This is a genomic window from Prochlorococcus marinus CUG1417 (genome assembly GCF_017695975.1).
Taxonomy (GTDB): domain Bacteria; phylum Cyanobacteriota; class Cyanobacteriia; order PCC-6307; family Cyanobiaceae; genus Prochlorococcus_A; species Prochlorococcus_A marinus_AG.
On the sequence record NZ_JAAORN010000002.1, the window covers coordinates 64,965 to 84,406 of the forward strand.

General features: G+C 33.6%; 23 protein-coding genes and 1 tRNA gene. 12 read left to right on the forward strand and 12 right to left on the reverse strand.

Going from position 1 to position 19,442, the window contains the following annotated elements; translation table 11 throughout:
• Positions 1–2: 2 nt before the first annotated feature.
• The 3 genes from cysS (at position 3) to HA140_RS06475 (ending at position 3,131) form a co-directional block, all read left to right on the forward strand.
• Complete coding sequence (gene cysS, locus HA140_RS06465) at positions 3–1,472, forward strand: cysteine--tRNA ligase (protein WP_209040321.1); 1,470 nt, start codon at positions 3–5, stop codon at positions 1,470–1,472.
• Between the two features lie 82 nt (positions 1,473–1,554).
• The gene (locus tag HA140_RS06470; protein WP_209040322.1) at positions 1,555–2,784 is read left to right on the forward strand and encodes a 1-deoxy-D-xylulose-5-phosphate reductoisomerase; all 1,230 of its coding nucleotides are present in this window, start codon (positions 1,555–1,557) and stop codon (positions 2,782–2,784) included.
• 2 nt (positions 2,785–2,786) lie between these two features.
• A complete protein-coding gene (locus HA140_RS06475) occupies positions 2,787–3,131 on the forward strand; it encodes a (2Fe-2S) ferredoxin domain-containing protein (RefSeq protein ID WP_209040323.1) in 345 nt (114 codons plus the stop codon).
• Here HA140_RS06475 and HA140_RS06480 read toward each other — a convergent pair.
• The 4 genes from HA140_RS06480 to HA140_RS06495 are packed head-to-tail and all read right to left on the reverse strand — an operon-like array spanning position 3,118 to position 7,071.
• Positions 3,118–4,206, reverse strand: coding sequence for an alpha/beta fold hydrolase (locus HA140_RS06480; protein ID WP_209040324.1), 1,089 nt, complete (start codon positions 4,204–4,206; stop codon positions 3,118–3,120). The genes HA140_RS06475 and HA140_RS06480 overlap by 14 nt on opposite strands.
• Positions 4,187–5,626: an NAD(P)(+) transhydrogenase (Re/Si-specific) subunit beta gene (locus tag HA140_RS06485; protein ID WP_209040325.1), complete on the reverse strand. Its 1,440-nt coding sequence runs from the start codon at positions 5,624–5,626 to the stop codon at positions 4,187–4,189. Before HA140_RS06485 ends, HA140_RS06480 begins: the two co-directional genes overlap by 20 nt.
• Before the next feature lie 8 nt (positions 5,627–5,634).
• On the reverse strand, positions 5,635–5,928 hold the full coding sequence (locus tag HA140_RS06490; RefSeq protein WP_011863273.1) for an NAD(P) transhydrogenase subunit alpha: 294 nt from the start codon (positions 5,926–5,928) through the stop codon (positions 5,635–5,637).
• A gap of 12 nt (positions 5,929–5,940) precedes the next feature.
• Complete coding sequence (locus HA140_RS06495) at positions 5,941–7,071, reverse strand: Re/Si-specific NAD(P)(+) transhydrogenase subunit alpha (RefSeq protein WP_209040326.1); 1,131 nt, start codon at positions 7,069–7,071, stop codon at positions 5,941–5,943.
• A 128-nt stretch (positions 7,072–7,199) separates the two neighbouring features.
• On the opposite strand from HA140_RS06495, the gene HA140_RS06500 reads away from it, so the two are divergent.
• The 3 genes from HA140_RS06500 (at position 7,200) to trxB (ending at position 9,613) form a co-directional block, all read left to right on the forward strand.
• Positions 7,200–7,778: a hypothetical protein gene (locus HA140_RS06500; RefSeq protein WP_025933776.1), complete on the forward strand. Its 579-nt coding sequence runs from the start codon at positions 7,200–7,202 to the stop codon at positions 7,776–7,778.
• Positions 7,779–7,932: 154 nt separating this feature from the next.
• Positions 7,933–8,157, forward strand: a complete 225-nt coding sequence (locus HA140_RS06505) for a hypothetical protein (RefSeq protein WP_209040327.1) — start codon at positions 7,933–7,935, stop codon at positions 8,155–8,157.
• Positions 8,158–8,236: 79 nt separating this feature from the next.
• Positions 8,237–9,613, forward strand: coding sequence for a thioredoxin-disulfide reductase (gene trxB / locus HA140_RS06510; RefSeq protein WP_209040328.1), 1,377 nt, complete (start codon positions 8,237–8,239; stop codon positions 9,611–9,613).
• Positions 9,614–9,622: 9 nt separating this feature from the next.
• Here the strand turns inward: trxB and infA are convergent, their stop codons facing one another.
• From infA to petM, 4 genes are all read right to left on the reverse strand, one after another.
• A complete protein-coding gene (gene infA / locus HA140_RS06515; RefSeq protein WP_025906690.1) occupies positions 9,623–9,889 on the reverse strand; it encodes a translation initiation factor IF-1 in 267 nt (88 codons plus the stop codon).
• Positions 9,890–9,981: 92 nt separating this feature from the next.
• On the reverse strand, positions 9,982–10,194 hold the full coding sequence (locus tag HA140_RS06520) for a hypothetical protein (protein ID WP_209040329.1): 213 nt from the start codon (positions 10,192–10,194) through the stop codon (positions 9,982–9,984).
• A 55-nt stretch (positions 10,195–10,249) separates the two neighbouring features.
• Complete coding sequence (locus HA140_RS06525) at positions 10,250–11,212, reverse strand: NAD(P)H-binding protein (RefSeq protein ID WP_209040330.1); 963 nt, start codon at positions 11,210–11,212, stop codon at positions 10,250–10,252.
• A gap of 57 nt (positions 11,213–11,269) precedes the next feature.
• On the reverse strand, positions 11,270–11,368 hold the full coding sequence (gene petM, locus HA140_RS06530; protein WP_011132786.1) for a cytochrome b6-f complex subunit PetM: 99 nt from the start codon (positions 11,366–11,368) through the stop codon (positions 11,270–11,272).
• Between the two features lie 94 nt (positions 11,369–11,462).
• On the opposite strand from petM, the gene HA140_RS06535 reads away from it, so the two are divergent.
• The gene (locus tag HA140_RS06535; RefSeq protein WP_209040331.1) at positions 11,463–12,404 is read left to right on the forward strand and encodes an alpha/beta fold hydrolase; all 942 of its coding nucleotides are present in this window, start codon (positions 11,463–11,465) and stop codon (positions 12,402–12,404) included.
• A gap of 3 nt (positions 12,405–12,407) precedes the next feature.
• Entirely contained in the window at positions 12,408–12,932 is a 525-nt protein-coding gene (gene ilvN / locus HA140_RS06540; RefSeq protein WP_012008031.1) for an acetolactate synthase small subunit, read from the forward strand.
• Here the strand turns inward: ilvN and HA140_RS06545 are convergent.
• The gene (locus HA140_RS06545) at positions 12,929–13,540 is read right to left on the reverse strand and encodes a peptidylprolyl isomerase (protein WP_306822725.1); all 612 of its coding nucleotides are present in this window, start codon (positions 13,538–13,540) and stop codon (positions 12,929–12,931) included. The two genes, ilvN and HA140_RS06545, sit on opposite strands and share 4 nt — an antisense overlap.
• Before the next feature lie 41 nt (positions 13,541–13,581).
• Complete coding sequence (locus HA140_RS06550; RefSeq protein WP_209040332.1) at positions 13,582–14,139, reverse strand: photosystem I assembly protein Ycf4; 558 nt, start codon at positions 14,137–14,139, stop codon at positions 13,582–13,584.
• A gap of 182 nt (positions 14,140–14,321) precedes the next feature.
• Between HA140_RS06550 and psbD the strand changes: the two genes are divergently transcribed.
• Both psbD and psbC read left to right on the forward strand, forming a co-directional pair.
• A complete protein-coding gene (gene psbD / locus HA140_RS06555) occupies positions 14,322–15,398 on the forward strand; it encodes a photosystem II D2 protein (photosystem q(a) protein) (protein WP_002807316.1) in 1,077 nt (358 codons plus the stop codon).
• Complete coding sequence (gene psbC, locus HA140_RS06560; RefSeq protein WP_209040333.1) at positions 15,382–16,764, forward strand: photosystem II reaction center protein CP43; 1,383 nt, start codon at positions 15,382–15,384, stop codon at positions 16,762–16,764. The genes psbD and psbC overlap by 17 nt, the downstream gene beginning before the upstream one ends.
• Positions 16,765–16,822: 58 nt before the next feature.
• On the opposite strand, the gene HA140_RS06565 is transcribed toward psbC, so the two are convergent.
• Positions 16,823–17,434 carry a nucleoside triphosphate pyrophosphatase gene (locus HA140_RS06565; RefSeq protein WP_209040334.1) on the reverse strand — a complete coding sequence of 204 codons (612 nt, stop codon included), beginning with the start codon at positions 17,432–17,434 and terminating at the stop codon, positions 16,823–16,825.
• A 67-nt stretch (positions 17,435–17,501) separates the two neighbouring features.
• On the opposite strand from HA140_RS06565, the gene HA140_RS06570 reads away from it, so the two are divergent.
• Both HA140_RS06570 and HA140_RS06575 read left to right on the forward strand, forming a co-directional pair.
• Positions 17,502–19,028: a cobyric acid synthase gene (locus HA140_RS06570; protein WP_209040335.1), complete on the forward strand. Its 1,527-nt coding sequence runs from the start codon at positions 17,502–17,504 to the stop codon at positions 19,026–19,028.
• Positions 19,025–19,276 (forward strand): 2Fe-2S iron-sulfur cluster-binding protein, encoded by a 252-nt coding sequence (locus HA140_RS06575; RefSeq protein WP_209040336.1) that lies wholly within the window; start codon positions 19,025–19,027, stop codon positions 19,274–19,276. Before HA140_RS06570 ends, HA140_RS06575 begins: the two co-directional genes overlap by 4 nt.
• A 29-nt stretch (positions 19,277–19,305) precedes the next feature.
• On the opposite strand, the gene HA140_RS06580 is transcribed toward HA140_RS06575, so the two are convergent.
• A tRNA-Ser gene (locus HA140_RS06580) sits at positions 19,306–19,390 on the reverse strand.
• Positions 19,391–19,442 lie beyond the last annotated feature (52 nt).

Below are 19,442 nucleotides of genomic sequence, written 5' to 3' on the forward strand. Positions count from 1 at the left end.
AGATGATCAAACTTTTTAACACTTTAAGCAAAAGAGTTGAGGTTTTTAAACCTATTGATGATGTAGTAAAAATTTATTGTTGTGGAGTAACTGTTTATGATTTATGTCATCTTGGTCATGCCAGAAGTTATATAGCTTGGGATGTATTGAGAAGATTTTTAATTTACAGTGATTTCAAAGTGAAATATGTTCAGAATTTTACAGATATTGATGACAAGATTTTAAAAAGAGCTAAAGAAGAAAGCAGTTCAATGAAGGAAGTATCTGAAAAAAATATTATTGAATTTCATAAAGATATGGATTCTTTAGGAATAATGCGACCTGACAGTATGCCAAGAGCAACTAATCATATATGCAATATCTGCTCCTTCATAACAATCCTTGAGGATAAAGGTTATGCATACTCTAGGGATGGAGATGTTTATTATTCTGTTTTTAAAAATAAAAATTATGGAAAGCTAAGTAATCAAAATATACAAGAACAAAATATCAATCAGCAAGGAAGAATGGCTAATGATGAAAATAGTAAAAAGCTTAATCCGCAAGATTTTGCATTATGGAAAAAAGCCAAAGATGATGAACCATTTTTTGATTCGCCATGGGGTAAGGGTAGGCCAGGATGGCATATTGAATGTTCCGCGATGGTTAAAGATGAATTAGGAGATACGATAGATATCCATTTAGGTGGCTCTGATTTGATTTTTCCACATCATGAGAATGAAATCGCCCAATCAGAAGCAGCCAATGGCAAAAAGCTAGCCAACTATTGGTTACACAATGGGATGGTGAATGTAAATGGACAAAAGATGAGTAAATCCCTTAAAAATTTTAAAACTATCAGAGAGCTAATTAAGTCAGGTATAAGTCCTATGACTTTGCGATATTTTGTTATGACTGTGAATTATAGAAAACCACTTGATTTTACTGAAGAAGCTTTAAGGAGTGCTTCAGAAGCTTGGAAAAACATTAATGTAGCCCTTTCTTTTATGGACCTTACAAAAGGTACTTTTAGATCTATTGATAAAGATGAATCTATCGAAGAAGAATATAAAAAGAAAATAAGTTTTGAACTATCTCAAAAAAAGCTTAAATTTTCTGATGCTTTGGGAAATGACCTTAATACAGCAGGTGCTATTGCAATTATTTACGATTTAGCGAAACCATTAAAAAACTTTTTAAACCAATTTCAAAGGGTTGAAGGTTTTAAAATAGACCCAAATGAAAAATTCTTTCTACTTGAGAATTTTAAAACTCTTGAAAAGTTGACTGAGGTACTTGGTCTTAAAAAAGAGGTTTTAGTAAAAGAAAGTAAAATAACAGAAGAAGAAATATCATCGCTTATTAATGAAAGATTGAAAGCAAAAAAGAAAAAGAATTATGCAAAGGCCGATGAAATCAGGAATTTGTTACAAGAAAAAGGTATTGAACTTATTGATCAATCAAAGGAAATAACCACATGGATAAAGATCTAAATTTTAAGAAAAAAACCAATTTGAAATTTTTGTTTTTTAAATACACCTTTAAATGGGAAGATATTAGAAATATCAGAGAAAATTGAAATACATTACTGTGCTCGGTTCTACCGGTTCAATAGGGACTCAAACCCTCGAAATAGCTTCTGAGCAACCTGATAAGTTTAAAGCCGTAGCTCTTTCGGCAGGACGAAATATTAATTTATTAACAGAACAAGTTAAAACACATAAACCAGAAGTAGTTGCAATTGAGGATGAAAATCTTATAGAAGATTTAAAAGCTAATATTAATAACTTAGATTTGGATAGTGCCCCCTTGGTTTTAGGTGGAAAGGAGGGGATTAACTCAGTTGCAGCCTGGGATAAGGCAGATACTGTGGTAACCGGGATAGTAGGCTGTGCAGGCTTAATTCCAACAATGTCAGCAATTAATGCGGGTAAAAATATTGCACTTGCTAACAAAGAAACTTTAATTGCGGCAGGGCCAATTGTTATTCCTGCATTAAAGAAAAATAATAGTAAGCTTTTACCTGCTGATTCAGAACACTCTGCTATCTTTCAATGTTTACAAGGATTACCTAATTATGAGAATGCAGATTTTTCAACAGGAGAGATACCTAAAGGTTTAAGAGCCATACATTTAACAGCTTCTGGTGGTGCTTTCAGAGATTGGGCAGTTGAGGATTTAAAGCATGTCACAGTGGAAGATGCGACTTCACATCCTAATTGGGATATGGGGAAAAAAATAACTGTAGATTCTGCAACCCTTATGAATAAAGGATTAGAAGTTATAGAAGCTCATTATTTATTTGGGACATCCTACGAAAATATCGAAATAGTTATCCACCCTCAAAGTATTATTCATTCAATGATTGAGATGGAAGATTCTTCAGTATTAGCTCAATTAGGTTGGCCAGATATGAAGCTACCTATTTTATATGCGATGAGTTGGCCTGAAAGATTTAAAACAAATTGGAAAAGATTAAACTTAAGTGAAATTGGGAAATTAACTTTTAAAGAGCCAGACGAGTTTAAATATCCATGTATGGGACTTGCCTATGCCGCAGGAAAATCTTCTGGGACTATGCCTGCAGTTTTAAATGCTGCTAATGAAATGGCGGTAGAACAATTCCTTAAAGAAAAAATTTCTTTTCAAGAAATTCCAACATTTATAAGTAAGGCTTGTGAATCACATATGGAGAATTTGAATTTAAGCCCAGAATTGGAAGATATTCTTGAAGTAGACAATTGGGCCAGACTTTTTGTTAAGCAAGAAATTAAAAAAGGGAAAAAATACGTAAGTATTGGGTAAAAGTGAATATTAAAAAGCATCTTCTACTATGCGCAACACCCACAAAACAGAAATGCTTTAAAGGAAATGAAGGTCAAAAAACATGGGAATGTCTGAAAAAGACTTTAAAAAAATTTGAAAATGATCCCTCTACAAAAAATGTTCTTATATTAAGATCAAAAGTTGACTGTTTAAGGATATGTAAGAACGGCCCAATTCTTCTTGTTTGGCCTGATGGTACTTGGTACGAGAAAGTTTCGCCAGAAAAAATTTCAGAAATTTTTACCTCACATATCATTAATGGTAAGCCAATAGAAAAATGGATTTTTAAAAAAACACCTTTTTTAGATAGTCCTAGATACTCATAAACCAATTCTTTACCACTTCGTCTGACCAGCAGCCATTAATCGAGTGAAACCCATTATGACCTCCTTTTTTAGTTATAAAAATAGTAAATTTATCAATAGATTCTTTTCTTAAATTAAAAGTATCCTTATATGGAACCCAAGGATCATCCATGGCATGAATAAAAAGCATTGGCGGTAATTTGTTTATTGAGTTATGGATTCTAAATATTGGAGAAGCTTTAATATAATAATCTTCTAGAGAATTAAATCCCCAACTAGGCGCTGTAAATTCCTGATCAAATTCCCTTATACTTTTTAACCTTTTAATTTTTTTTCTTAATTTATCATTATTAATAATTTTGCCTTCATCATTAAATCCGTCCCATAACTGATTTTTTAAGCGGTGAAGTAACCATTTTTGGTAGATATAATTTCTAGATTTTTCAATACAAAGACTACATGATAATAAATCTAAAGGGCTACTCACGCAGGCTAAACCATCTAAAAGTTTTTCTCCTTTGTCTTCATCGTAATCTAAGCAGGCATTTAAAAGAATTGTTCCGCCTAAGGATAATCCAACTCCATAAATTGGAAGATTATTATTCCTTTTCATAAGATCTTTGAACTCTAAATTAATCAATTTTTTAAAATAATTAATTGCTGGAATAACATCACTGGAGCATCTGGCACAATAATTTCCTTTAGCTAAATATCTCGCAGATCCAGATCCTCTTAGATTTAATTTAAGAACTCCAAAACCATTATTTGCTAATTTCCTAGAGATTCTTCTCAAACCAAACCGTTTAGTTGAGCCCCCTAAACCATGCGTAATGATTACAAAACCCCTTAGAGAGTTTAATTTTTCAGGTAATTCTAAAAATCCCAGAAGATAATCAAATTCAAATTTATCAGAAAGAATTTTATTAATCGGAAAGAATATTTTTTTATTTTTTTTTGATTTACCAAAGTCAATAACAAAAGTATCTCTCAAAGTTTGTAAGTCGCCACCTATCCAAGGTAAGACTTCTCGAAATGGCTTATTTTTTAAATAATCTGAAAAAATAAAAGATATACTATTATTTCTCACCAACTCCAAGATCCTTTAATTCCCCAATAAGATCATTTAATACCTTCTTTGCATCCCCAAAAACCATAGAAGTATTTGGCAGATCAAATAAATCATTTTTTATTCCGGAGTAACCTGCACTCATACCTCTTTTAATTACAAATACCGTTCTTGCTTCCTGCACATCAAGAACTGGCATGCCATATAGAGGAGAAGAACTATCATTTTTAGCCTGAGGATTAACCACATCATTTGCTCCTAAAACTAAAACAACATCTGTTGCTGGAAAATCAGGATTCACAACATCCATCTCTTTAAGTTGTTCATAAGGTACATCCGCCTCTGCTAAAAGTACATTCATATGTCCAGGCATCCTCCCTGCTACAGGATGAATTGCATAGACAACTTCAATACCATTTTGTTCTAGTTTTTTTGTCACTTCTCTTAAAGTATGTTGAGCCTGAGCTACCGCGAGACCATAACCAGGAACAATTATTACTTTGTTTGCAGCCTCTAAAGTCAATGCACATTCTTCAACACTACAAGAAGTTATATTTGTATATTCTCCTGATCCAGAAGAGGCCGTACTTTGCGCAGATAAAGATCCTCCAAAAAGAACTGAGACCAAAGATCTATTCATCCCCTTACACATTACTTGCGTAAGTATTAGACCTGCTGCTCCAACCATTGCGCCTGCTACTATCAAAAGCTGACTATCTACAACGAAACCTGCTGCTGCTGCTGCAATACCTGAATAGCTATTTAATAAAGATATAACAACTGGCATATCGGCCCCACCAATTGGCAAAGTAACTCCGATGCCTAATAAAGAGGAAACTATAACTAAAAGCCAAATTGAACTTGTATTGCCATTTATCAAATCAAAGAAGGCTATCAATGAAGCAACTGCAAAAACAATATTTACAAAATGTCTAACTTTGCTCTGAGTCCATCCTGGAGTTGACAACCAACCCTGTAACTTTGCCATTGCTACAATTGAACCCGTGAAAGTTATGGCGCCTACAAATATAGAAACAGATATTGAAACTTCGTTAATCAGTGACTTAAAAAAATCAAGATTTTCTAAACTATTAGATAAAGGGAAAATAGCTACTCCTAAGGCCACCAAAAGTGATGACATACCTCCACAACCATTGAACAACGCAACTGTCTCAGGCATGGAGGTCATAGGTACTTTTTTTGCAAGAATTGCTCCGAATAAACTACCTATTATTGATCCAATTATTATCCAAATCCAAGACTGAATAGCAATTCCAGAAGTGCCTAAATAATAAGAAAGTAATCCTACTACTGATAGTGACATTGCAAATGCAGCTAATCTATTTGCATCCCTTGCTGATTTTACTTTTGACAATCCTTTTATTCCCAAAGCCAGTAAAAGTACTGCTAGAAGGTCAATAACGAATTTAATGATTACAGGTAGATTCATTTTAAAAATTACTTCTTATTTGATGGTTTACGACTAAACATCGCGAGCATTCGATCAGTTACAAAGAAACCGCCTACAACGTTAAAAAGAGCAAATCCAAGAGAAACTGAACCAATAATTAAAAGTGGTACGTTACCTTCTGCTTTTACAATTAAAGTCAATGCTGCAAGCATCGTTATTCCCGAAATTGCATTTGCTCCACTCATTAGAGGTGTATGTAGAGTAGGAGGAACTTTTCCAATTAACTCTAGGCCTAATAAACTACCAAGTAAAAGAACCCAAAGAAGACTTATAAAAGACATAATTTTAAAACCTCAATTTTCAAAAACTTTATTTTGAAGAACAACTCCTTCATCGCTTAATAAACATCCAGAAATGAGTTCATCCTCTTTATCTAATTTAATTAGACCATCTTTTATAAATGGTGTAATCAAAGATGTTAAGTTCTTAGCATAAAGTGAACTTGCATCATAAGGAACTGAAGAGGGTAATTCTCCCGCTCCTATAAGTTTTACCCCATCTTTGATAATAGTTTCATTTGATTTTGTTCCTTCGCAGTTCCCTCCCTGAGAAACTGCTAAATCAATAACTACTGCTCCAGGCCTCATTTTTTTAATCATGGGTGAGTCTATTAAAACAGGGGCCTTTTTACCTAAAACTTGCGCAGTACATATAGCAACATCAGCTTCAGATAAATATTTAGTTAAAGTTGCCTTCTGTTTTGAGAGGAATTCGGGTGTTACAGCTTTTGCATAACCTCCTGCCTCTCCAGGCTTTTCCTCAACTTCAGGAAGTTCTATAAACCTTGCTCCGAGGGACTCTACTTGTTCTTTAACAGCAGGTCTAATATCAGATACAAATACTATTGCTCCAAGTCTTTTTGCTGTCGCAACTGCCTGCAATCCTGCAACGCCTCCACCAAGAACCACCACTTTGGCAGGTTGGACTGTTCCAGCTGCAGTCATAAGCATTGGAAAATATCTATCTAACTCACTTGCAGCCAAAAGAACTGCTTTATATCCAGCAATATTGGCCTGTGAAGAAAGAACATCAGAAGATTGAGCTCTACTAATCCTCGGAAGCAACTCTAGTGATAAAGCTGAAATCTTATTACTATTTATAATCCTTAGAAGCTCCTTATTACCATATGGGTTAAGAAGACCGAGAAGAACAGCACCTTTTTTTAACTTAGTTAAATTATCCTCTGATGGAGTTTGAACGCAAAATATTAAGTCCGCTTCACCCCAAATTTTTTGATCTAAGTTGTTTACTATTGTTCCGCCCGATTCTTCATATGATAAGTCACTAAATCCTGATAATTTCCCTGCTGAACTTTCAATATAAACATCACATCCAAGGCTTTTTAATTTCTTTACCGCTTCTGGTGTAGCTGAAACTCTCCTTTCACCAGAGCTTGTTTCGGAAGGAATAAGTATCTTTGTCAATTTATTTATTTTTTTAACATACTAAATATAAATTGAAGAAAGTCAAAAGTCTTGGATTTTTGTTAAAAATATATTTTCTTTTCTAAAAAAAATAGCTATCTAAGAATATATAAGTACTAAGTAATCCAATGAGTATAAAAGCAATCGAATGTCCTGATGGAGTGTGCCACAGTCATCATGGTGGTCATGCTGTTCCAAGGCAAGCTATGCAGAAAAATCTAGAAAAGCATGGTAAAGACTGGTGCGAGAAATTAGCAGAGAGAATTTATGAAATGTCAGTTGATACTTATTCACAGACAGTCATGCCCAGTCTCCACTCGGCAGGTTGGCAAAGAAGACATTTAGATTGGGAATTTAAGCTGGCAGAAAATGATTCTGAACCTGATGAAGCTCTTGTTGAAGGAATTATTAATGCCACAGAAAGCTTTCTAAGGAGTAGTGAGGTTCATCGATTATTTATTCAAGAATTAGTTCAGGGCACATTCGAAGAAGCAAATGATAAAAAAATAATTTCTAAAGCGATAAAATCTATCATTGAAGAAGAAATTGTTATTTCACTAAGAGAAAAGAAAGAAACTCTTTTAAAGAAAATATCCGCAAAATTAATATCAGAAGAAAAAGTTAGCGAGGAACTTGCAATAAATTCAGCTAAAGAGGGTTTTGAGGAGGTTGAAAGGCTACTTGCAAATCACAGCGAGGCAGTCTAACTCTATTTCTTTATATTTTCTTTATAATTCACCCGAAAATTGGCTCAAATATAAATTAAAGATTAAATTATTGTTTGGAAGTACAAAGTTGTAACTTATTAGACAATACATTAGTTCTCGGATGTGTTTATCTATATACAACTTTTAAGTTTCAATGAACAATTTCATTAGAAAAAGGATCGACATAGCGACCTGTTGGGCAACTAATAGAATTTCTGCAATGGACACTTTAGAAAGGTATGAAGATAGTTATGCAATTGCAGAAGAATTTAGAGAGTGGATATTACATATTGGAGAAAAGAACGAAAATTTAAAAGATTCTGTTTTAAACTTCCCAAAGGAATTAGAAAAGTTATTAGACCAAAAAGTCAACGATTAAGTAATAAATCTATCGAGTGAAATCCGCCCTACACTATTTGGGTTAGTTTATTATTATAAATAGTGAAATTAGCAAATGAATGGAAAATAAAGAGAAGATTCCAAACGTAGAAAATGTTGTAATTATAGGTTCTGGACCTGCAGGTTACACCGCTGCAATATATGCCGCACGAGCAAATCTTCAACCACTACTTGTAACAGGATTTAATTCTGGTGGAATTCCTGGTGGGCAATTAATGACTACAACTTTTGTTGAAAATTATCCAGGTTTCCCAGATGGAGTACTGGGTCCTGAATTGATGGATCTAATGAAGGCTCAAGCAGAAAGATGGGGTACTAATTTATACGAAAGTGATGTAGTCTCAATAAATACTGATTCACACCCATTTGAATTAAAAACTTTAGAAGGGACTATAAAAACTAACTCAATTATTATTGCAACTGGAGCAAGTGCTAATAGATTGGGAGTGATAAATGAAGATAAATTCTGGAGTAAAGGAATAAGTGCTTGTGCAATCTGTGATGGAGCAACTCCACAATTCAGAGATGAAGAACTAGCTGTTATAGGAGGAGGCGACTCTGCCTGTGAAGAAGCCGCATACCTCACGAAGTATGGCAGCAAGGTGCATTTAATTGTTAGATCAGAAAAATTAAGGGCTAGCGCTGCAATGGTAGATAGAGTAAAAGCTAATCCAAAAATAGAAATTCATTGGAACACAAAAGTTGATAAAGCAGATGGTTCTGAATGGCTTGAGAGAATAGAAACTATTAACTCTCAAGAAGGTAAAGGGGAAATCAATATAAAAGGTCTTTTTTACGCGATAGGTCACACACCAAATACGAAGTTTTTGGGCAACAAAATTGACTTAGATAATAAGGGATATATTGCTTGTAAATCAGGAAGACCAGAAACATCTATCGAAGGCATCTTCGCAGCAGGTGATGTTGTTGATTCTGAGTGGAGACAAGGAGTTACCGCTGCAGGAACTGGTTGCATGGCAGCATTAGCTACCGAGAGGTGGCTAGCCGAGAAAAACTTAGCAAAAACTATAGTTAGAGAAACACCCGAACCAGAAAAAAAACTTAATTCATCAGATTTTAATGAAGAAGAAGTTAATGCAGATACTTTTGATTCAAATTCTGAATGGCAAAAAGGCAGTTATGCATTAAGGAAACTTTATCACGAGAGTAAAAAACCCATCTTAGTAATTTTTAGTTCTCCAAGTTGCGGTCCATGTCATGTTTTGAAACCTCAGTTAAAAAGAGTAATCAAAGAACTTGATGGTGCTGTGCTGGGTGTTGAAATAGATATTGATAAAGATCAAGACATCGCAAAACAAGCTGGAATCAACGGGACACCAACAGTTCAACTTTTTAAAGAAAAATTATTAAAAAAACAATGGCAAGGTGTCAAACAAAGAAGTGAGTTTAAAGAAGCGATAAAAAATATTATCTAAAATAACTTTTTACTTATTATTCCTCTTGGGGTTATTTTTATTAGTTGTAGGTCTAGCACCCCCTGCGTTTCTCTCTCTATAAGTTATCCTTCCTCTAGAAAGATCATATGGGCTTATCTCCACTAAAACTTTGTCTCCAGCTAATAATTTAATTCTAAATTTAGTCAATTTACCTGCAGCTCTGCATAAACATTGATGTCCTTCAGGTTGTTCTAGGGTTACCAAATAAAAACCATTTCCCTGCTCTTTTTCAATTACACCTGAAGTTTCAATCATTAATTAATCTTTTACTAAATTAATATTATCAGAAAAAGATTGGCCAAAAAATATTTTAGAAAAATTATATACGTAAAAATTTGAAATTCAATTCAAATTGAAAATTTAATTTCATTAATTATTTGAAGTTGACCATAGTAAAAATTTGCTTTCGCAATTTTTTCAGAATCTTCTAATTGATCAAAAAAAACAAAGCCAAGGCTTTCCCATAATGAAGATCCGCAAACATTATTCAATTCACTTTTTGCTTCTTTTGCAAAATTATCTAGTTTTCGTTCAAGATTTTTAGACTTAGAAACAGACATAGGCAAATACCATTTATATAGTACAAAGATACTACATAAATCTAGAATTGCAATATTAAAAAGGTAATCTCTTTTTTTCTTCAATATTTAGATCTGCTTCCATTTCCTTTAATCTCTTAAGAATTTGTTGATAGTACTCCTTAATATAACTTTCTAGTGATGTCATATCTTCTTTTTTAAGTTCCAATATTTCGTAAGTTTTGCTCATGTCAGCATCCAATGATTCACCACTACTAGTTACTTCAGCAAAAGCCAATCTTTCAGCAACATTCAAAGAATCTTGGAAAAAGGAAACTACTTTTTGAGTAACACTTATTAGGAAGGGGGAAACTCTAAAAATTTTAGCCTTCTTTTCGCTAAATTTTTCACATAGGGATATAACTTCGTTTGAGTCCCACGCCTTAGGACCAACCAATGGCAATGATATTCTATGAGTTTTTGGATTATTAACTGCTGCAACAATAACTTTTGCCATATCTTGGGTGTTCATGTATGCGATTTTGGTTGGAGTTCCACTCATCCATACTGCTTGACTATCTAAAATTGGGATAGCAAATTGACCTATAACTCCTTGCATAAAAGCTGCACATTTGAAGATTGTATAATCTAAAGTAGATCCTTCAAGAAGTTTTTCAGTACAATATTTAATGTCCATTAATGGAACATTTCTAAATTTCTCTGTTAAGAGGATTGAAAGGAATATGACTCTTTTTACGTTTAAAGATTCACAAGCATTAAATAAGTTAAGTTTTCCATCCCAATCTATTTCATAAATACTTTTAGGATCCTCTGGTTTACTAGTAGCAGCATCAATAACAGCTTCGATGTCTTGCAATGCATATTCAATATCAGAAGAATTTAATAAATTACCTTTTGTTAATTCACAACCCCATTCTTGTAGAAAGGAGGCTTTTCTTGGGTTTCTTACAAAGCATCGTACTTCGTGACCATCTTCTATAGCTTGCTTTGCTATTTGTCTCCCAAGTGTCCCTGTTGCTCCTACTAAAAGAATCTTCATATTTAAGATTTACTTAACCTGTAGACAATAACTCAAATTGTAATGTATTCGTGAGAATCAATCTCCCTGAAACTTTAATAACAATGCACCACCAACCAACCCTATTGGTATCAGTATCCAAAAAACTGCTGCAATACTAAAAATTTCTTTAGCCATAGTAAAATTTTATGATTACTATAATTTACATTCAATATACATTTATTTGTTAAAAAAGTAGATAATGCAAATATCTTGAAAATTTTTGATTTATATGAATAATAATTTCAAAGAAAATATGAACTTTCCTAATTACTGGAATTGGAAAGGTTTTAAAATTTGCTGGAGTGTTAGAGGCGAAGAGAATGAAATTCCAATTATCTTTCTCCATGGATTTGGCGCTAGTCGAAAACATTGGAGAAACAATTTAGAATTTTTTGCGAAAAGGAATTGTGCCTCTTATTCTTTGGATTTAATAGGATTTGGGGAATCAGATCAACCTGGGATAAGACAAATAGGAAGATTAAATAATGAGATTTGGTGTAATCAAGTAAGAGACTTTATTGCACAGGTCATAAGACCAAAAAGTTCTGGGAAAGTCATTCTTATTGGCAATTCCCTTGGATCATTAGTTGCTTTAACTTGTGCTGTTTCATTAGAAGACCAAATTGCAACAGTTATTGCATCGGCTTTACCAGATCAAATTCAAGGGAATAAAAAAACCTTAACGAATAAAGATGTTTTTAAAAAATTCAAAGATAGATTCATAAAAATATTTTTTATATTTTTCCCTTTAGAGATTATTTTATTTTTAATAACCAAATTAGGAGTTATCAGACTGGGTCTAAATACTGCTTATTTCAAAAAAGATAATATCAATAGCGAACTTATAGATTTAGTAACAAAACCAGTTTTAAGGAAAACTTCAGCTAGATCATTAAGAGCAATGTGTATTGGAATGTCTTTAAGAGATGAAAAATTACAAACCTCTTATCTTTTAAGTAAACTAAGCTCCTCAAAAAAAGTTCCTTTTCTATTAATTTGGGGAGATAAGGATAATTTCATACCTTTGTTTGTTGGTAAAAAGATTGCAAATTTTCATAGATGGGTAAAATTAAAAATAGTTCCCAATTCAGGGCATTGTATTCATGATGAAGATCCCTCAGTTTTCAATAACATCTCTTATGAATGGATTAGAGATTTAAAAACCCTTTAAAATATGAAACATACACTATCAGTTCTAGTAGAAGACGAATCTGGAGCTTTGAGCAGAATCTCAGGTCTCTTTGCCAGAAGAGGATTCAATATAGACAGTCTCGCAGTAGGGCCAGCAGAATCCAAGGGAATTTCAAGATTAACTATGGTTGTAGAAGGTGACGATGAGACTCTTCAACAAATGACTAAACAACTTAATAAATTATTTAATGTTTTAGGAGTAGTAGATTTTACTAATCTCGCAGCCGTTGAAAGAGAATTGATGTTATTAAAAGTTTCATCGAAAGAAGATACAAGAAGTAATATCTTGGATATTGTTCAGATATTCCGTGCAAAAGTTGTTGACGTTTCAGATATAGCCTTAACACTCGAAGTAGTTGGAGATCCTGGAAAGTTAGTTGCTTTAGAGAAATTACTCGAACCCTACGGCATCCTTGAAATAGCGAGAACTGGCAAGGTAGCCCTTAAACGATCTTCAGGGGTCAATACAGAAATGTTAAAAATAAACAAATATTCTCTAGAAATTTAATTATAAATCTGGACTTCCTTGATATAGTCTTCTTTATCTATTTTTTTTAGTACATCTAATCCTTTAATAATCTTTCCAAAAATTGAATATCTTCCGTCAAGTTCTGGAATCTTATTAGTTACAAAAAAAAATTCAGTAGAAGAAGATTTGTTTTTGCCGCTCTTAACCATTGCGATTGAACCACTTTCAAAAGTATTAACTAATTTCTCAGTCTCAGAAATTTTTTTTATTTGATAACTGTATCTTGGTTTAATTTCTTTTTGAAATTTTATTTCTAAGGGGATTGAAGGACTTGTTTTATTTAGGTTTTGATTTCGATCATTATAAAATGTATTTTTCTGATTAACACCACTATGAACAAATTTTAGTTGAGGATAATTTATTATTTTATAAAATTTTTGATTTTCATAAATATTGTTGTCTACGTTTTCTATAAAATTCGAAACTGTTACTGGGCTGTCTTTACCAAATAATTTCACTTCAAAATCACCTTTTGAAGTCTTAAATAGAGCTACTTTATTATTTTTAATACAACTTAATTCAAGTTTTTGGCAGTAATAATTTGAATCAATATTATTTTTATATACACAAGCTTGAACCAAAAACAAAACCTGTAAAAAAGAAAATGTTTTTAAAAAATATTTTTTTTTTATTTTAAGCCCTCCAAATTAACATCCAAAAATTTAGCCAGACGAGCCCCTTCTTCTTCAACTTGAAGTAGTGGTTTAAGATCGCCTGCTCCGCTTAGAGGGAGAGGTTTTTTTCTACCTTTGAGTACTAATGCAATTCTCCTTCTAGGATTAAATCCCTCACTAATATCCAACTTAACTGATTTAATTTCATCAAAATTTAATTTAACTTCAATATCTTTAAATAATCCTTTTCTTTTTATTTCCACAGATTTTGATGATTTATCAAAATAATTACTCCCTGAACCAAAATTTATGTAAACCAAATACCACAAGTAAAAATTTAATAGATTGGCAATGACTCCGTATGCTCCCATTATGATTCCTTGAGGGATAAACAATAAAGTTGAAGGATTCCCTAAAGGTAATAAATCCCTTCCTGTATAACTAGATATAGAGGCCAAAAGAAAACCAATACCTCCTATAGTTAGCATGCCTCCAATAATATAATTTGAAATTTTTCTTGATCCACCAATTTTTTGTTCGATTTTATCGAAAGACGTGAGGTCTGAATTCATTTTTATCTTTTTTTAGAGCCTAATTCAGATAATTTAACAAACTAAGGGAGTATTCTTACCTAATTTTTAATAAAAAAGTCAGGAAAGCTTTACAAGGCATTTCAGATATACAAATATTTCCCCACATTACTCTCAATCTTTGTTACAGTCACTGCGTATCCCGAAGCTAAAAACGATTTCTCATGACGATCGCAGTTGGTAGCGCCCCACAAAGAGGATGGTTTGATGTCCTTGATGATTGGTTGAAGCGCGACCGCTTTGTATTTATTGGTTGGTCCGGACTACTTCTACTTCCTTGTGCATATCTTGCTATTGGTGGTTGGTTTGTCGGAACAACATTTGTTACCTCTTGGTACACACACGGAGTTGCAAGCTCATACCTTGAAGGTTGTAACTTTTTAACAGCAGCTGTAAGCACCCCTGGTGATGCCATGGGACACAGTCTTCTATTCTTATGGGGTCCTGAAGCCCAAGGTAGTTTTGTAAGATGGCTACAACTTGGTGGTCTTTGGAACTTCGTCGCATTACATGGAGTATTTGGCCTAATTGGTTTTATGCTTCGTCAGTTTGAAATTGCTGGCCTTGTTGGAATTAGACCATACAACGCGTTAGCTTTCTCAGCAGTAATCGCAGTATTCACAAGCATTTTCCTTATTTATCCTTTAGGACAGCATAGTTGGTTCTTCGCACCTTCATTTGGTGTTGCAGCAATCTTCCGTTATATCCTGTTCATTCAAGGTTTTCACAATATCACTTTAAATCCTTTCCACATGATGGGAGTTGCTGGAATTCTTGGTGGTGCTCTACTTTGCGCTATCCATGGAGCTACAGTACAAAATACTCTGTATGAAGATACAAGTATTTATACAGATGGTAAGGTTCAAAGTTCAACATTTAGAGCTTTTGACCCAACACAAGAAGAAGAAACCTATTCAATGATTACAGCGAATAGATTCTGGAGTCAAATCTTCGGTATTGCTTTCTCAAACAAGCGTTTCTTACATTTCTTGATGCTATTTGTACCTGTTATGGGTATGTGGACATCTTCAATTGGCATTGTAGGCTTAGCACTAAACTTAAGAGCTTATGATTTCGTAAGCCAAGAAATCCGTGCAGCAGAAGATCCAGAATTTGAAACTTTCTATACAAAAAATATACTTTTGAACGAAGGTATGCGAGCATGGATGTCTTCTGTGGATCAACCACACGAAAACTTTGTATTCCCTGAGGAGGTTCTTCCACGTGGAAACGCCCTTTAATAATCTATTAAGAGCTCCAAACCAAAGTATTGAGGAAACTGGTTATGCCTGGTATGTAGGCAACGCTAGATTAATCAATTTATCTGGACGTTTATTAGGAGCTCACATTGCTCACTCTGGACTAATAGTCTTTTGGGCGGGAGCAATGATGCTCTTTGAGGTTAATCATTTTACTTTTGATAAACCAATGTGGGAGCAAGGTTTAATCTGTATGCCACACGTTGCAATGTTTGGCTATGGAATAGGCCCCGGTGGTGAAGTTACTGATATCATGCCTTTCTTCCAAGCAGGTGTGGTTCACTTGATAGCTTCTGCTGTTCTTGGTTTTGGTGGTATTTACCATTCATTAGCAGGTCCAGAAAAACTTGAAGAAGATTTTCCATTTTTCTCCACAGATTGGAGAGATAAAAATCAAATGACAAATATCCTTGGATATCATTTGATTGTTCTAGGTATAGGTGCACTAGCATGGTCAGTAAACTGGTGTTTTATTGGCGGTGCATATGACACATGGGCACCTGGTGGTGGTGAAGTTAGACTTGTAAATCCAACTTTAGATCCAAGAGTTATTCTTGGTTATCTATTCAGATCTCCATGGGGAGGGGCTGGTTCTATAATCGGTGTTAACTCCATAGAAGATATTGTTGGTGGACATGTTTATGTGGGTATTACTGCAATTATTGGAGGAATATTCCATATCTTTACTAAACCCTTTGGATGGGCAAGAAGAGCATTCATCTGGAATGGTGAAGGACTATTAAGTTATGCTCTTGGTGGAATTTGTGTAGCAAGTTTTATCGCTTCAACATTCATCTGGTTTAACAACACTGCTTACCCCTCTGAATTTTATGGCCCTACAAATGCTGAAGCTTCACAGGCTCAAAGCTTTACTTTCCTAGTGAGAGATCAAAGAATTGGAGCTAATGTAGGTTCAACAATGGGACCAACAGGTTTAGGTAAGTATCTCATGAGATCTCCTACTGGTGAAATTATATTTGGTGGTGAAACAATGAGATTTTGGGATTTCAGAGGCCCATGGTTAGAGCCTTTAAGAGGACCTAATGGATTAAGCCTTGAGAAAATCCAGAATGATATTCAGCCTTGGCAAGTAAGAAGAGCTGCTGAATATATGACTCATGCTCCTAACGCTTCTATCAACTCTGTTGGTGGAATCATTACAGAGCCTAATGCTGTTAACTTCGTTAACTTAAGACAGTGGTTAGCTGCAGCTCAATTCTTCCTAGGATGGTTTACATTCATCGGTCACCTTTGGCATGCAGGACGTGCTAGAGCAGCCGCTGCTGGTTTCGAAAAAGGAATCGACAGAAAGAGTGAACCAGCTCTAGAAATGCCTGATTTAGATTAACTTCTATCTCAATTTAAAAACCCTATCAAAAGATAGGGTTTTTTTTTGCTCAATTTTACTATCTATATAAATTTTCTCTGAGCCATGGCAGGCTTAAACCCATTACATTACTGAAACAACCCTCTATCTTATCTATATATTTCCCGCCTATACCTTCCAAGGCAAATCCTCCGGCGCAATATAAAGGTTCATTTGTATCTACATAACTCTTGATCTCCCAATCTTCCAACTTAGAAAAATAAACTCTTGAACTTACTGTTTTTTTTATTATTTCAGCAATTTTAAAATTTTTGGAAGTTGAATCAAAATTCCCAATTATTAGAGTATGACCAGTATGTAAAAATCCAAATTCTCCAGACATTTTTTTCCATCTAATAAATGCCTCCTCTTTATTAGATGGTTTTCCATAAGCTTCTCCTTTAAATTCAAAAATTGAATCGCACCCAAGTATTTCCACTGGACCATAATTAAATTCTTCTGGCAATGATATTTTATGAATATTTTCAGATAAACTATTAGCCTTATGAAAAGATAATTCCAAAGCTAATTTGTATATGTTTTTTTCTTTTATTGAAGACTCATCAAAATTACTAGAAATTTGAAGGAACTTTATTTGACAATTTTCAAGTAATTTCTTTCTAGATTGGGAAGCAGAGGCTAGAATTAACACAAATTTTTTACCAAATTATAATTCAATTTACTTAATTAATAAATTTCAAAATTAATATAAATTACTTATGGAGTTAGAAGCAAAATTATATGAAATAAAGAAACCAATAATGGTGCTAGGCACTTCCAGTGGAGCAGGGAAATCTTTAACGGTTACTGCTATTTGCAGGATGCTTAAAAATTTAGGAGAAGAACCAATCCCTTTCAAAGGACAAAATATGAGTAACAACGCTTGGGTTGATTGGGAAGGTGGAGAGATGGCGTATTCACAAGCTCTTCAAGCTTTTGCTTGTGGTATTAATCCCTCTGCGGAGATGAATCCCATTTTATTAAAACCGCAAGGCAATTCTACAAGTGAGGTGATTCACCTTGGCACAAGTAAAGGAATAACTACTGCCAAAAATTACTACAAGGATTGGTTCGCTCCGGGTTGGGAAGTAATAAAAAAAAGTTTAAATTCTATTTATAAAAAAAATCCAAATTGCCGTTTAATTATCGAAGGGGCTGGAAGTCCAGTAGAGATGAATTTAATTCATAGAGATCTTACTAATTTAAAAGTTGCTAAGTATTTAAATGCAAATTGCATTTTGGTTACTGATATTGAAAGGGGGGGCGTATTTGCCCAAATCATTGGGACTCTTGAATTAATGAAACCTGAAGAAAAAAAACTTGTTAAAGGAATAATTATAAATAGATTCAGAGGAGACCTTTCATTATTTGAAGAAGGGAGAAAATGGATCCAGAGAAAAACTCAAATTCCTGTTTTAGGAATAATTCCTTGGCTAAACGATAAATTTCCTCCAGAAGATTCTTTAGATTTGCTTGAAAGAAAATCCCATTTAAATAATCCTGAAATAAAAGTTGGAATTATAAAATTGCCCTCTATTAGCAACTTTTCAGATTTTGATCCTTTAGAAAATGAAGATTCAATAGAAATAGAGTGGGTAATTAAATCTCAAGGTTTAAATCAATTTGACTTTGTGATTATTCCTGGAAGTAAACAAACCATTAAAGATCAACTATTTCTGGAAAAGTCAGGTCTAATTGATGACATCACAGAATATTCAAATAAAGGTAATATTTTCGGAATTTGTGGTGGACTACAAATGTTAGGAACTATAATTGAAGATCCTTTTTTAAAGGAAGGTTCAAAAAATAATTTAGAAAAAAAAATCAGAGGTATTGGATTACTTCCACTAAAAACAACCTTCTTCAAACAAAAAATAACTCGTCAAACTTACTCCAAATCAATATGGCCTTGCTTATCAGAAATAAACGGGTTTGAAATTCATAATGGCATAACAGAATTAGACAAAAGTCAAAAATCTTTAAAAATAATGCCTATTTTTAAAGATTCAGAGCTAGGTTGGTATAGAGAAAACGAAGGCGGAGGAACTATCGCTGGCACATACCTTCACGGTATCTTTGAAAATGATGAATGGAGAGCTCAATATATAAATTTAATAAGAAAGAGAAAAAAATTACCAACAATAGATAAAAAAACAAAATCTTATAAAATCAAGAGAGAATCAATCATTGATAATCTTGCGAATGAGTTTAACAAACATTTAAATATTTCATCATTATTAAATTGAAAAAATCATTCATTAAAATTTCTTGGCCTAATAATATCGAGACATATGCCTATGAAGGAGATGATTGGTTTTCAACTGCAGAAAAAGCAGGCTTAGAAATCCCTACAGGTTGTTTAACAGGAAGTTGCGGAGCTTGTGAAATTGATGTTAACGGAGAAACTGTAAGAGCTTGCATAACAACTATTAAAAGTAAAAAAGAAAAAATATTAAATGTTTCGCTTACAACAGACCCATTTTGGGAAACCTAAGTTGTTAAAAAATTTTTTATATTTAAAAGCGGAGAGGGTGGGATTCGAACCCACGAATAGTTACCTATTAAACGATTTCGAGTCGTTCGCTTTCGACCACTCAGCCACCTCTCCACCTGCTTATAAGTATGCACATAATAAAAAAGAAAATTATGAACTAAAAAAA

Bases quoted from the DNA above. Each gene is read 5' to 3' on its own strand.
- cysS (WP_209040321.1), top strand. From the start codon at position 3: ATGATCAAACTTTTTAACACTTTAAGCAAAAGAGTTGAGGTTTTTAAA.
- HA140_RS06485 (WP_209040325.1), bottom strand. From the start codon at position 5,626: ATGAATCTACCTGTAATCATTAAATTCGTTATTGACCTTCTAGCAGTA.
- HA140_RS06490 (WP_011863273.1), bottom strand. From the start codon at position 5,928: ATGTCTTTTATAAGTCTTCTTTGGGTTCTTTTACTTGGTAGTTTATTA.
- HA140_RS06500 (WP_025933776.1), top strand. From the start codon at position 7,200: ATGAGTATAAAAGCAATCGAATGTCCTGATGGAGTGTGCCACAGTCAT.
- HA140_RS06505 (WP_209040327.1), top strand. From the start codon at position 7,933: ATGAACAATTTCATTAGAAAAAGGATCGACATAGCGACCTGTTGGGCA.
- trxB (WP_209040328.1), top strand. From the start codon at position 8,237: ATGGAAAATAAAGAGAAGATTCCAAACGTAGAAAATGTTGTAATTATA.
- infA (WP_025906690.1), bottom strand. From the start codon at position 9,889: ATGATTGAAACTTCAGGTGTAATTGAAAAAGAGCAGGGAAATGGTTTT.
- HA140_RS06520 (WP_209040329.1), bottom strand. From the start codon at position 10,194: ATGTCTGTTTCTAAGTCTAAAAATCTTGAACGAAAACTAGATAATTTT.
- HA140_RS06525 (WP_209040330.1), bottom strand. From the start codon at position 11,212: ATGAAGATTCTTTTAGTAGGAGCAACAGGGACACTTGGGAGACAAATA.
- petM (WP_011132786.1), bottom strand. From the start codon at position 11,368: ATGGCTAAAGAAATTTTTAGTATTGCAGCAGTTTTTTGGATACTGATA.
- HA140_RS06535 (WP_209040331.1), top strand. From the start codon at position 11,463: ATGAATAATAATTTCAAAGAAAATATGAACTTTCCTAATTACTGGAAT.
- ilvN (WP_012008031.1), top strand. From the start codon at position 12,408: ATGAAACATACACTATCAGTTCTAGTAGAAGACGAATCTGGAGCTTTG.
- HA140_RS06550 (WP_209040332.1), bottom strand. From the start codon at position 14,139: ATGAATTCAGACCTCACGTCTTTCGATAAAATCGAACAAAAAATTGGT.
- psbD (WP_002807316.1), top strand. From the start codon at position 14,322: ATGACGATCGCAGTTGGTAGCGCCCCACAAAGAGGATGGTTTGATGTC.
- HA140_RS06570 (WP_209040335.1), top strand. From the start codon at position 17,502: ATGGAGTTAGAAGCAAAATTATATGAAATAAAGAAACCAATAATGGTG.